The 12986-nt window shown below is 68.8% G+C and carries 12 protein-coding genes; 4 read left to right on the plus strand and 8 right to left on the minus strand.

Translation table 11 applies throughout. The features are described from left to right. Positions 1-3: 3 nt before the first annotated feature. On the minus strand, positions 4-1446 hold the full coding sequence (locus AC2YHA_RS16430; protein ID WP_487402535.1) for an MFS transporter: 1443 nt from the start codon (positions 1444-1446) through the stop codon (positions 4-6). 5 nt (positions 1447-1451) lie between these two features. Then, entirely contained in the window at positions 1452-2279 is an 828-nt protein-coding gene (locus AC2YHA_RS16435; protein ID WP_487402467.1) for an SDR family NAD(P)-dependent oxidoreductase, read from the minus strand. A gap of 140 nt (positions 2280-2419) precedes the next feature. Here AC2YHA_RS16435 and AC2YHA_RS16440 point away from each other — a divergent pair, with 140 nt between their 5' ends. Both AC2YHA_RS16440 and AC2YHA_RS16445 read left to right on the plus strand, forming a co-directional pair. After that, positions 2420-3565, plus strand: coding sequence for an acyl-CoA dehydrogenase family protein (locus AC2YHA_RS16440; protein WP_487402468.1), 1146 nt, complete (start codon positions 2420-2422; stop codon positions 3563-3565). 17 nt (positions 3566-3582) lie between these two features. Further along, positions 3583-4371 (plus strand): SDR family oxidoreductase, encoded by a 789-nt coding sequence (locus tag AC2YHA_RS16445; RefSeq protein ID WP_487402469.1) that lies wholly within the window; start codon positions 3583-3585, stop codon positions 4369-4371. Positions 4372-4410: 39 nt separating this feature from the next. Here AC2YHA_RS16445 and AC2YHA_RS16450 read toward each other — a convergent pair whose 3' ends face one another. Then, entirely contained in the window at positions 4411-6678 is a 2268-nt protein-coding gene (locus AC2YHA_RS16450; protein ID WP_487402470.1) for an NADP-dependent malic enzyme, read from the minus strand. A 139-nt stretch (positions 6679-6817) separates the two neighbouring features. Here AC2YHA_RS16450 and mutS point away from each other — a divergent pair, with 139 nt between their 5' ends. Beyond that, entirely contained in the window at positions 6818-9388 is a 2571-nt protein-coding gene (gene mutS / locus AC2YHA_RS16455) for a DNA mismatch repair protein MutS (protein WP_487402536.1), read from the plus strand. Positions 9389-9881: 493 nt separating this feature from the next. On the opposite strand, the gene AC2YHA_RS16460 is transcribed toward mutS, so the two are convergent. After that, positions 9882-10472, minus strand: a complete 591-nt coding sequence (locus tag AC2YHA_RS16460; RefSeq protein WP_487402471.1) for an NADPH-dependent FMN reductase — start codon at positions 10470-10472, stop codon at positions 9882-9884. 70 nt (positions 10473-10542) lie between these two features. On the opposite strand from AC2YHA_RS16460, the gene AC2YHA_RS16465 reads away from it, so the two are divergent. After that, entirely contained in the window at positions 10543-10758 is a 216-nt protein-coding gene (locus AC2YHA_RS16465; RefSeq protein WP_487402472.1) for a hypothetical protein, read from the plus strand. A gap of 380 nt (positions 10759-11138) precedes the next feature. On the opposite strand, the gene AC2YHA_RS16470 is transcribed toward AC2YHA_RS16465, so the two are convergent. Genes AC2YHA_RS16470 through AC2YHA_RS16485 form a run of 4 tightly spaced genes read right to left on the minus strand, consistent with a single transcriptional unit; the run spans position 11139 to position 12917 of the window. Further along, complete coding sequence (locus AC2YHA_RS16470; protein ID WP_487402473.1) at positions 11139-11426, minus strand: DUF3175 domain-containing protein; 288 nt, start codon at positions 11424-11426, stop codon at positions 11139-11141. Between the two features lie 3 nt (positions 11427-11429). Next, the gene (locus AC2YHA_RS16475; RefSeq protein WP_436811449.1) at positions 11430-11579 is read right to left on the minus strand and encodes a hypothetical protein; all 150 of its coding nucleotides are present in this window, start codon (positions 11577-11579) and stop codon (positions 11430-11432) included. 40 nt (positions 11580-11619) lie between these two features. Then, positions 11620-12117 carry a hypothetical protein gene (locus AC2YHA_RS16480; RefSeq protein WP_233784083.1) on the minus strand — a complete coding sequence of 166 codons (498 nt, stop codon included), beginning with the start codon at positions 12115-12117 and terminating at the stop codon, positions 11620-11622. A 59-nt stretch (positions 12118-12176) separates the two neighbouring features. Further along, positions 12177-12917, minus strand: coding sequence for an SDR family oxidoreductase (locus AC2YHA_RS16485; RefSeq protein ID WP_487402474.1), 741 nt, complete (start codon positions 12915-12917; stop codon positions 12177-12179). Positions 12918-12986: the final 69 nt, after the last annotated feature.

The raw sequence follows: 12986 nt of genomic DNA on the forward strand, positions 1-12986 counted from the left end.
CTGCTACTCCCGCGCCAATCGCGCGATCCGCGCTTCATGTTCGGCCTTGCCGAACGGAAAGCGCAGGAACAGCACCGCCGAAAGCGTCGCCAGCGCGAGATAGATCACGCTGAACACGATCGTCAGCCGGTCGATCGTGCCCACCGGCACCTGCCCCGGCGTCGCCTTCTCGGGAAAGGCCGCGATCGCCAGGATCATCCCGGCCAGGAAGATGCCGATGCCGGAGGTGCATTTCTGGACGAAGAAGGAGCCGGCGAAGAACACGCCCTCCGAGCGCAGGCCCGTGCGCGTCTCCGAATCCTCGACCACGTCGGCCATCATCGACGCGCCGATGATGAAGGCGGACACGCTGAGCGCGGTGCTGGCGATGTAGAAGGAGAACAGCACCGGGAGCAGCGCGGGCTCGCCGGGTTCGGGGAACCATCCCGCCAGCCGCAGCCAATAGGGCGCGGTCTGGAAGACCATCGCCGCCAGCACCGCCCCGCCTGCCGCGCGCGGCTTGCCGAAATGCTTGGCGGCGCGCGGCGCCAGCAGGAACGCCAGGATCACGCCCGCGAACAGCACCAGCATCAGATAGACGAAGGTCGCACCCTTGAAGCCCCACACGTAGCTGTAGAGATAGTTGGACAGCGCATAGCTAATCCCCTGGTTGGTATAGGCGCACACCCCCGCCAGCATCAGGATCAGGAAGGCGCGGTTTCGCACCGTCGCGACCAGCTCCGCAAAGCTGCTCTTCAGCGTCCCCTCGCGCACCTCGGGCCGCGGCAGCCGCTTGATCTCATGATGCGTGCCGAGGGCGGAGACCAGGATCGCCACCGCCATCAGCACCGCGCCGGCAATGGCGAAATGGGCATAACCCGCGCGGTTGAGCAGCCCGTTCGGATACTCCGGCGTCGGCGCGAGGAAGACCTGATAGGCCGCGAGCAGCATCAGCAGTCCGCCCGCCCAGCCGAACAGATAGCGATAGGCCATGATCCGCGTGCGCTCGTCGTAATCGGCGGTGAGCTCCGGCGTCAGCGCGACCGACGGCACCTCGTAGCAGGACACCGCCGAGCGCACGACCACCGCGATCACGAACAGCCAGACGAGCGTCATCGGCTCCGACAGCGCGGGTGGGTTCCACAACAGCACCCAGCCGATCGCGATCGGCAGCGCCGCGCCGTACATCCACGGATGGCGCCGCCCCCAGCGCCCGCGCGTGCGGTCGGAGAAGAAGCCAACCGCCGGATCGATCATCGCGTCGATCAGCAGCGCGCACATCACCACCAGCCCGACCGTCGCGGCCGGGAGCCCCACCACCTGATTGTAGAACAGCAGCAGGAAGGTGCCGAACCCCGAATCCTTCACGCCATAGGCCACCGCGCCGAAGGCATAGGCGAGCATCGTCCCCTGCCCGATCCGCCGCACCGGCGGCAGCGCGCTCCCGCCGGTTTCGCCGCGCGCCATGTCGGTCACTGTCCTGCAACCTTGGCGATGGCGTCGAAGAAGCTCGGCGCCGCCGGATCCCAGCTGTGACGCGGCCCGATGTTCATGCCGCCATCGATAAGGAGATGCGTGCCGGTGACGAACCCGGCCTCGTCGCTCAGCAGATAGGCGATCGCGGCGGCGATATCCTCTGGCCGGCCTGCGCGCGCGATCGGCTGCGCCTGGGCGGCGACGCCGGCGATCATGGCATTGGCCTGCTCGCGCGCCGCGCCGTCGATGCCGAGCGAGGCGGTGAAGATGTTGGTGGTGATGAAGCCTGGCGCGACCGCGTTCACCCGGATGCCGTGCTGCGCCAGCTCCGCCGCCGCGATGCGGGTCAGGTGGAGCACGCCGGCCTTGGCCACCGAATAGGCGATCGGCGCCGCGCCCGACTGGAAGGCCGAGACCGAGGAGGTGTTCACGATCGCCCCGCCCCCGCGCTTCGCCATCAACGGCGCGACATAGCGGATACCCATCGCCACCGACCGCAGCAGCAGCGCATGGGTGCGGTCCCACTCCTCCGCCGAGATCGCGTCGATCCGCTCGCGCGACCCGCCGGCGCCCGCATTGTTGACGAGCGCATCAAGCCCGCCCGCCGCATCCGCCGCTCCGACCAGCGCCGCGATCTCGGCCGGATCGCTGACGTCGCAATGCCGGTAATGTCCACCGATCGCCGCCGCCACCGCTTCCCCGCCGGCGTCGTCGATGTCGCCGATCCACACCTCGGCACCCTCGCTCGCCAGCCGCTCGGCGGTGGCGCGCCCGATCCCCGATGCGCCGCCGGTGACGACTGCGCGCTTGCCCTCGAACCGCATGCGCTCTCCTGTCTTTCCCGGGCAGCATAGGGGCGGTCCGGCGTCCGTCAATCGGCCCGGTTGGAAAATGCGGTATGCTGCGCTTGCGGCCTGCGCGGTCGGCGGTTAGCAGAGTCGCAGAAGATAAAGGAGCGGATGCGGTGGCCCTCGACGCCGAGACCTTCGACGCGCTGATCGATACGGTACGGCGATTCGTCGCCGAACGGCTGCGCCCGCTCGAGGCCGAGGTCGAGGCCCACGACGCCATCCCCGACGAGGTCATCGAGGAGATGAAGGCGATGGGCCTGTTCGGCCTGTCGATCGCGGAGGAACACGGTGGCCTCGGCCTGACCATGAGCGAGGAGGTGCGGGTCGCGATCGAGTTCGGCCGCACCACGCCGGCGTTCCGATCGACCTTCGGCACCAATGTCGGCATCGGCAGCCAAGGGCTGGTAATCGCCGGCACGCCCGAGCAGAAGGCAGAATGGCTGCCGCGCATCGCCAGCGGCGAGGTGATCACCAGCTTCGCGCTGACCGAGCCCGACGTCGGCTCCGATTCGGGCAGCGTGAAGGCGCGCGCGGTGCAGGACGGCGACGTCTACCGCCTGTCGGGCACCAAGCGCTTCATCACCAATGCCGACAAGGCCGACCTGTTCACGGTGATGGCCCGCACCCGCGACGAGCCGGGCGGTCGCGGCGTCTCCGCCTTCCTGGTGCCGCGCGACCTGCCGGGCGTCTCGATCGGCGAGCCCGAGAAGAAGATGGGGCAGAAGGGCGCCAAGGTCGCCGATGTGATCTTCGACGACGTGCCGGTCCCCGTCGCCAACCGGCTCGGCGAGGAGGGCGAAGGCTTCAAGATCGCGATGCGCGTGCTCGACCGCGGGCGGCTGCACATCGCGGCGGTCTGCGTCGGTGTCGCCGAGCGCCTCATCGCCGACTGCGTCGCCTATGCCAGCGAACGTCGGCAGTTCGGCAAGCCGATCGCCGACCACCAGCTCATCCAGGCGATGGTCGCCGACAGCAAGACCGAAGCGCTCGCCGCGCGGGCGCTGGTGCTGGAGACGGCGGCGGCGAAGGACGCCGGTCGGGAGGTGGTGCTGGAATCGGCGGCCGCGAAATATTTCGCCAGCGAGATGGTCGGCCGCGTCGCCGATCGCGCGGTGCAGATCTACGGCGGCGCCGGCTACATCGCCGATTACGGCATCGAGCGGCTCTACCGCGACGTCCGCCTGTTCCGCATCTACGAAGGCACCAGCCAGATCCAGCAGCTCATCATCGCCCGCGAGACGCTGAAGCGCGGCGGCTGACCAACAAGGAGAGAAACATGAGCCTCAACAGCCTCTTCAGCCTGGAGGGCAAGGTCGCCCTCGTCACCGGCGGATCGCGCGGGATCGGCAAGATCATCGCCAAGGGCTTCATCGAACAGGGCGCGAAGGTCTACATCTCCTCGCGCAAGGCACCGGCCTGTGAGGAGACCGCGGCCGAGCTCGGCCCCAACTGCATCCCGCTGCCGCAGGACGTCTCGACGGTGGAAGGCTGCCGCGCGCTCGCGACCGCGATTGCGGAGCGCGAGGATCACCTCGACATCCTCGTCAACAACGCCGGCGCCGCTTGGGGCGAACCGTTCGAGCAGTTCCCGGAGGCCGGCTGGGACAAGGTGATGGACCTCAACGTCAAGTCGCCCTTCTTCCTGACCCAGGCGCTGCACGGCCTGCTCAAGGCGAAGGCGAGCTTCGACGCACCGTCGAAGGTGATCAACATCACCTCGATCGACGGCCTGCGCCTCAATCCGTGGGAGACCTACAGCTACCACGCATCCAAGGCGGCGCTGATCTACCTCACCAAGCGCATGGCCGCGCGGCTGATCAAGGACGCGATCATCGTCACCAGCCTCGCCCCGGGCGCCTTCGCCAGCGAGATGAACCGCGCCGCGCGCGATCATGGCGACGAGGTCGCCAAGCGCATCCCGATGCGCCGCATCGGCAATTTCGAGGACATGGCCGGGGCGGCGATCTTCCTGGCCAGCCGCGCGTCGGATTATGTCGTGGGGGACACGCTGGTGGTCGATGGGGGTCTGGTCAGCGCGTCGCTGGGGAGCAGCATCGACGCTTGATCCTGATACCTCCCCGAGCTCGCTCGGGGAGGATTGGGGCTACCGCGCGATCCCGCCCGCCGCGAGCACGGCCAGCGTCACCAGCTCGCTCGCGGTCGAGGTCATCGGCGCGACCTGGACCGGCTTCTCCATGCCGATCAGCATCGGCCCGATCACGCTGTCGCCGCCGAGCTCGCGCAGCAGCTTGGCCGAGATGTTGGCCGACTGCAGCCCCGGCATGATCAGCACATTGGCCGGACCGGAAAGCCGCGCGAAGGGATAGTTGGCGAGCTGCTTCGGGTTGAGCGCCACGTCGGGCGCCATCTCGCCCTCATACTCGAACCCGACCTGTCGGCCGTCGAGCACCTTCACGGCGGCGCGGATGTTGTCGAGCCACTGGCCCTCGGGATTGCCGAAGGTCGAATAGCTGAGGAACGCGACACGCGGCTCGTGCCCCATCCGCCGCGCGACCAGCGCGGTCTGCTCGGCGATGTCGGCAAGTTCCTCAGCGTTCGGCCGCTCGTTGATCGTGGTGTCGGCCATGAACACGGTATGGGTCTGCCCGACCATCAGGTGAATGCCGAACGGCGTGCGCCCGGCGACGGGATCGATCACGCGCCGCACCTCGCGGATCGTCTGGGCATAGGTGCGGGTGACGCCGGTGATCATCGCATCGGCCTCGCCGAGCTGGAGCAGCACCGCGCCGAAGATGTTGCGGTCCTGATTGATCATCCGCTCGGCATCGCGGCGCAGATATCCGCGTCGCTGCAGCCGCTTGTAGAGGAAGTCGACCATCGTCGGCACCAGCGTCGAGGTGCGGCTGTTGTGGACCTCGTAGCTTTCGGGATCGCTCACCCCCAGCGCACGCAACCGATCGTGGACGTCCTCGCGCCCGACCAGCACCGGCGTGCCGTAGCCGCCCTCGCGGAAGGCGATCGCCGCGCGCAGCACCACTTCCTCCTCGCCTTCGGCGAACAGCACACGCTTGGGATGCGCCCGCGCGCCTTCATAGGCGAGCGTGAGCACCGACGTCGTCGGGTTGAGCCGCGCACGCAGTGCCTGGCGATAGGCGGCCATGTCGAGAATCGGCTTGGTCGCGACGCCCGAATCCATCGCCGCCTGCGCGACGGCGGAGGGGACATTCTCCATCAGGCGCGGGTCGAACGGCGCCGGGATGATATATTCGGGCCCGAACACATGGCGTACGCCATAAGCCGCGGCGACCTCCTCCGGCACCCGCTCGCGCGCCAGCTCGGCGATCGCCTTGGCCGCGGCGATCTTCATCGCGTCGTTGATGCCCGTCGCGCGCACGTCGAGCGCACCACGGAAGATGAAGGGGAAGCCGATGACGTTGTTGACCTGGTTGGGGTAGTCCGACCGCCCCGTCGCGACGATCGCGTCAGGGCGAACCGCCTTGGCCGCCTCCGGCCGGATCTCGGGCTCGGGGTTGGCCATGGCGAAGATGATCGGCGCCTCGGCCATGTGCTTGACCATCTCGGGCTTCAGCGCCCCCGCGGCGGAGAGGCCGAGGAACACGTCCGCGCCCTCCAGCGCCTCGGTCAGCGTGCGGCGCTCGGTGACGGCGGCATGGGCCGACTGCCACTGGTTCACGTCGTCGCGGCCCTGGTAGATCACGCCCTTGCGGTCGCACATGATGACGTGGTCGTGGCGCACGCCCATCGCCTTGATCAGCTCGGTGCAGGCGATCGCGGCCGCGCCCGCGCCGTTCACCACCACCTTGATCTCGTCCATCTTGCGCCCGGTGAGCAGCGCGGCGTTGATCAGGCCGGCGGCGGTGATGATCGCGGTGCCGTGCTGGTCGTCGTGGAACACCGGGATGTTCATGCGCTCGCGCAGCGTCTGCTCGATGATGAAGCACTCGGGCGCCTTGATGTCCTCGAGGTTGATGCCGCCGAAGCTCGGCTCCAAGAGCTCGACCGCGTCGATGAAGCGGTCGACGTCCTCGGTCTTCAGTTCGAGGTCGATCGAATCGACGTCGGCGAAGCGCTTGAACAGCACCGCCTTGCCTTCCATCACCGGCTTGGAGGCGAGTGCGCCGAGATTGCCCATCCCCAGGATCGCGGTGCCGTTGGAGATCACGGCGACCAGGTTGCCCTTGGCGGTATAGTCGTAGGCCGTGGCGGGATCATCGGCGATCGCCTGCACCGGCACCGCGACGCCCGGCGAATAGGCCAGCGCCAGGTCGCGCTGCGTCGTCAGCGGCTTGGACGCGACGATCTCGATCTTGCCCGGGCGACCTTCCGAGTGAAACAGCAGCGCCTCGCGCTCCGAAAACTGCACGTTCGCTTCTGCTCGTTCGTCGGACATCTATCTCTCCCGGCTCTCGCGCCGGTCTTTAGTCAGCCGTTTCGGAGAAGGGAACCGCATAGCGCCCGTTCGATCCCCTTGCCGTCCGCGCGAGCGCTCGGCTACCTCGGCGCGCATGGCCGATGCCGCTCCCACTCCGATGATGGCCCAATATCTCGCGCTCAAAGCCGAGGCTGAGGATTGCCTGCTGTTCTACCGGATGGGCGACTTCTTCGAGCTGTTCTTCGAGGATGCCAAGATCGCCAGCGCCGTGCTCGATATCGCCCTCACCGCGCGCGGCGAGCATGGCGGCGCGCCGATCCCGATGTGCGGCGTGCCCGCCCATGCGATGGAGGGCTATCTCGCCCGTCTTATCAAGGCCGGCCACCGCGTCGCCATCGCCAACCAGACCGAGACGCCGGAAGAGGCCCGCAAGGCGCGTGGCTCCAAGGCGCTGGTCGGCCGCTCGATCATCCGCGTGGTGACGGCGGGCACGCTGACCGAGGAAGCGCTGCTCGATTCGCGCACCGCCAACTGGTGCGCGGCGGTAGGCGAGGCTGGCGGCGCGATCGCCATCGCTGCCGCGGACGTATCGACCGGCCGGTTCGAGGTGATCGAGACGAACGCCGGCAGCCTCGGCGCCGAGCTCGCCCGGCTGAGCCCGGCCGAGGTAGTCGCGGCCGACGGTGGCTTCGCCGACGCGACCGTGTTCCGCCCTCGCGGCGATTTCGACAGTGCGCGCGGCGAGGAACGGCTCAAGGCCCTGTTCGGCGTCGCGACGCTCGACGGCTATGGCGCGATGTCGCGCGCGGCGCTGGCTGCGGCGGGGGGCCTGGTCGCCTATCTCGAGCATACCGCGCGCGGCGCCCTCCCCTTCCTCCGTCCGCCGCGCATCGTCCGTTCCGAGGCGGCGATGGCGATCGACGCGGCCACCCGCGAGAGCCTGGAGCTGACGATCAGCGCCGCCGGCACCCGCGCCGGATCGCTGCTCGACGCGGTCGACCGCACCGTCACCGGCGCCGGCGCGCGCCTGCTCGGGCAGGACCTGTCCGCGCCGCTGATGGACAAGGCGGCGATCGAGGCCCGCCTTGCCCTCGTCCAGCGCTTCCACGACGACGCGGCCCTGCGCGAGCGCATCCGCGCCGCACTCCGGGCCCTCCCCGACATCGGCCGCGCGCTCGGCCGTCTCGCCGCCGGGCGCGGTAGCCCACGCGACCTGGGACAGCTGCGCGACGGCCTCGATGGCGCGTGGCGTCTCGGCGAGATGCTCGACCAGTTCCATGAGCCGGCGCTGCTGGTCGAGCTCGCACCTCAGCTCCAGGGTCATGGCGCGCTCATCGACCTCCTCACCCGCGCGCTCGTCCCGTCACCACCGATCGATGCCGCGAACGGCGGCTATATCGCCGAGGGCTATGACGCCGCGCTCGACGACCTGCGCGATGCCGGCGCCGGCGGCCGCCGCGCGATCGCCGCGCTGGAGGCGCAGTATCGCGATCAGACCGGCATCGCTTCGCTCAAGATCCGCCACAACGGCGTGCTCGGCTATCATATCGAGGTGCCGGCCAAGGCCGCCGATCCGCTGATGCGGCCCGACAGCGGCTTCACCCACCGCCAGACGCTCGCCGGCGTGGTCCGCTTCAACGCGCCCGAGCTGCATGAGGTAGCGATCAAGGTCGCCCATGCCGGCGCGCACGCTCTCGCCGCCGAGGCCGCGCATCTCGAGGAGCTGACCCAACAGGCGCTCGCCAATCGCGAGCCGATCGCCCGCACCGCCGACGCGCTCGCCCGCCTCGACGTCGCCGCCGGCCTTGCCGAGCGCGCCGCCGAGGGCGGCTGGGCGCTGCCCACGCTCGTCGACCATGCCTGTTTCGAGGTCGAGGGCGGCCGCCATCCCGTGGTCGAGGCGGCAGTGGCGAAAGCGGGCGGCCGCTTCGTCGCCAACGACTGCATGTTGTCGGAGAGCAACCGTCTGTGGCTGGTCACCGGCCCCAACATGGGCGGCAAGTCGACCTTCCTGCGCCAGAACGCGCTGATCGCGGTACTGGCGCAGGCCGGCAGCTACGTGCCCGCGACACGCGCGACGCTGGGGCTCGTCGATCGCCTGTTCAGCCGCGTCGGCGCGTCGGACAATCTCGCGCGCGGCCGCTCGACCTTCATGGTCGAGATGGTCGAGACCGCCGCGATCCTGGCACAGGCGACAGCGCGCAGCTTCGTCATCCTCGACGAGGTCGGCCGCGGCACCTCGACCTACGACGGCCTCGCGATCGCCTGGGCGGTGGTCGAGGCGATCCACGAGGACAACCGCTGCCGCTGCCTGTTCGCGACGCATTACCACGAGCTGACGCGCCTCGCCGAGCGCTGCGACGCGCTCACCCTCCACAATGTCCGCGCGCGCGAGTGGAAGGGCGACCTCGTCCTGCTCCACGAGGTGGCGGAGGGCCCCGCCGACCGCAGCTACGGCCTCGCCGTCGCCCGCCTCGCCGGCTTGCCGCCCGCGACGATCAAGCGCGCCAAGGCGGTGCTCGACAAGCTCGAAGCCGGCCGCGAGAAGACCGGCGGCCTCGCCGCGGGACTCGACGACCTGCCCCTGTTCGCCGCAGCCGCCGAAGCGGAGGAGGAGGCGGTCGATGCGCTCCGGGCTGAGCTGGGCGCACTCGATGTCGACGCGCTCAGCCCGCGTGAGGCGCTGGAGGTGCTGTATCGGCTGAAGGGACTGGCGGCAGATGACTGAATCGAGCAGGCAGACGAGATGTCACCTGCAACGGAATTGCGGCGATCGCCGACCTCCAATTGCTTCAGTCACGCAACGTAACGTGGCATAAACGTCGCCCCGATCAGCGAAGGGGGGAGATCATGCCTGAAGGGGGACTGGGCGAGCACAATACACCCGACCATGCAGGAGGTCCGAACGGGCCAGCGGGGATGAACGATGGCGGCCGGGCAGGCGGCAAGGAAGGTCCGTCCGGTCGAGAGGTACGCGGTGGACCGGAAGGCAATCGGCGAGAACCCGCGCCGAATAGGGAACCCAAGGGACCGGAAGGCGAGGTGAACACGCCTGCGGATGCGCACCACGATTCCGACCGCTCAGGTGGAAAAGGTGACAAGAACGATCGGCGTCGCAGGAGGGGCATCAGAATTGGGCCGTTTCGCATCGGCTTTCCCTGAGAGAAAGCTGCCTTCTCTTCGGATGGGAATGCGCCTGGCCTTCACCACAAGGCGGTGAATCAATAGGGCGGCGGCTTCCGCTCCCGCTGCTCCCGCGCCGCCTCGGTCCACCAGGCGAGGTCGTCGGCGAAGCGAGGGAACTGGCGGTCGAGCGCCGCACCACCGTCGCCGACCGGCGAACCCTCGGCATCGAGCGTCCGGCCGACCTGGCCGACCGTGATCGTGCTGGAGATCACCACCATCCCCATTTCGCTGAGCGAGCCGTGCCAGATCGCATTGCTGCGCGCCCCGCCGATCCGCCCGGCCGAATAGCTCGCGATCGCCGCCGGCCGCCAGAACCATTCCTCCAGGAAATGGTCGGTCAGGTTCTTGAGCCCCGGCTGCATCCCCCAATTATATTCGCCGGCCACGAACACGAAGGCATCGGCCGCGACGATCTTCTCCGCCAGCGCCGCCATCGCCGGCGGTGCCTCGCCGGGCGCATATTCCTTGTACATGCGGTCGAGCATCGGCAGTCCGACATCGCGCGCGTCGATCAATTCGACGTCGGCGCCGCGCTCGCGGAACCTGCCCACCAGATAATGCGCGAGCCGGATACCCATGCGGTCGCGCCGATAGGAGCCGTAGAAGACGAGAATGCGGTCCGCCATGAAGGTCCCCTGCCGCGGAGCCTCGCCCCGCCTGTTTCGTTGATTGCCCGTCCGACGACAGGAGAGAGCCATGCGCGAGAACAGCGGCCAGGGAAAGGCCAGCACCAACACCCGCGACCCGACGCTGCGGGACAATGAAGGCCGCGGCGGCACCGACCGTCCCGGCGATCAGACCGAGGGCGCTGCATTCGACTTCGGCCACAAGCCAGCCAAATCGCCGGGCGAACGTCGGCGCGGCGAGGTGAGCGATCAGGATGCCACACCTCCGGTCGACACCGATCGCTGATGCCGCGCAACCGGAAGCAGGCGATGAAAATGAAAGAGGCCGCCGGGTGGCATCCCTGCCACCCGACGACCTCCGACATGGTCAGCGGCCGGAAGCTCCAGCCCGGGAGACCATGCGGGCCGCTTTCATCGGATTGTCGAGCGTTGATTGGAGGAGGATACCTCCCGCTCGCGCTACGGACGGAGGGCTTCCGTCCGCTCATCCGATATCAGCGGCGCGTCTCCCGAACGAACTGAACCGACCCCATTGCTGAACCATGAGACATCGGATCACCTCCTTTCGCTTGTTAAGACGATGTGCCTTGCCAGGCACGCTCCCTATGTGAATCACGCGAGTCGCGCATTCAAGTCTTGTAATGCATCGCGTTTGCGACGATTCTCTCACGTCTGCCGTTCGCGGCCGAACACGCTGCGAAGCTCGTCTTTCGCGTCCTCCAGAATCCGCTTCCGCTTGGCATCGAGCCCCTTGCCGGCGCGGTTGATGTAGAAGGTCAGCATCGACATCGCCGACCGGAACGGCTCGCTCTTGCGCCGCCTGCTGTGTTCGGCCGAGCGCTTCAGCGATTGCGCGATCTTTCGGGGATCATGCAGCGTAAACACGTCGCGGTCGAGGTCGAGCGCATCGGAATGCTCGGTCACCTCGTGCGACCATTTCCTCTTCGCGGCCATGGCTCAATGCCTCTTGAAATACTGCACCTCGCGCTCGTGCTTCTCCGCCGCCTCGCGCGTCGAGAAGGTGCCGAGGTTGCGGCGCTTGTGCGTCCGGGGATCGACCTTGCGCGAATAGAGGCGGTATTCGCCGGATTTCAGCTTGCGGATCATCGGCTTTCTCCTCGCGCGCATCAACGCACGGGCGCCGCGATCAGCTTCGGCAGTCCTCAATCACGCGCAGAATCTCGGGCCAGGCCGGGATCACCAGCGGCTGGGCGGCCACGCCCTGGACGATGAAGCGCCCGCGGCTGAACCCGATCGCGTCGAGCAGCGGATCGCGCGCCGGCAGCACGGCGCTGCCGCCGCCGTTGGCGGTGGCCAGCGTCTGCGACCGGCTGGTGGTGCGGATCGCCATCGTCGCCCCGTCGGGCACCGCGCGGGTCAGCGTGACGCGGCGATCGCTCCCGCAGGCAATGGTGAACACCGGCGCGCCGGCCGGTCCGAAGGTCGCCACCCCGCCGGCATAGCGCCAGTCCCCCGGCGTCAGCGGCCAGTCGCGCCAGTCGCTCGAGACCGGCGGAGGCGGCGGCGCGGGCGTCGCCACCGGCGCCGGCCGCGGCGGAGGCGGCGCGGGCGGCGGCGTGGTGGACGGAATGCAGCCGGCGAGGGTGCCGAGCATCAGCGCGGCGAGGAGCGGACGAGTACGCATTGCCGCACCTTATGGGCGAAGCCGCCGTCCGCCTCAACCGCCGTCGGGACCGGCGTGCATCAGACCATCGTCAGCCCGCCGTCGACGGCATATTGCGCGCCGGTGACATAGCTGGCCTCGTCCGAGAGCAGGAACAATGCGACCGCGGCCGCCTCTTCGGCCGAACCCACCCGCCCGAGCGCGGTGCGGCCGGTCACGTCCGTCTCGAAGCTCTTGCGCACGTCCCCGGGCATGAAATCGCGGAAGGCCGTATCGATCGGACCGGGCACCAGCGCGTTCACCCGCACGCCGCGCGGCGCGAGCGCCGACGCCCAGCAGCGGCTGAGCGAGATCAGCGCGCCCTTGGTGGCGGCATAGACGCTCGCCATCGCCGCGCCTTCGTAGGTCGAGGTCGAGGAGGTGACGACCACCGACGCCCCGTCATTCAGCACACCGCTCAGCGCCGCGAGCTGGAGCACCGGCCCGCGCACGTTGGCGTTCATCATCCGGTCGAAGAAGCCGGCGTCGACATCCTCGACCGACGAGACATCGGCATAGCCGGCGTTGAGCCACAGTCCGTCGAGCCGTGCGCCGCGCTGCACCGCTTCTAGAAGCCGGCGGCCGGTGTCTGGATCGGCGGCGTCGTCACGAACGAGTTGCACGCTCTCCGGCAGCAGCTTGCGGCATTGCTCCAGCCGATCCGGGTTGCGGCCGGTCACGATCAGCTCGGCGCCTTCCTCGGCCAGCCGGCGCGCGCCTGCCAGGCCGATCCCGCTGGTGCCGCCGGTGATCAGGATGCGCCTGCCGCCAAATCTGGCCATCTACGGTCTCCCAGCCTCGACTGACGGTCACCGCACGTTCCGAAGAGGTTGATGCCCAGAACGCCGCGG

It is taken from the genome of Sphingomonas sp. SRI_018, from assembly GCF_057586275.1.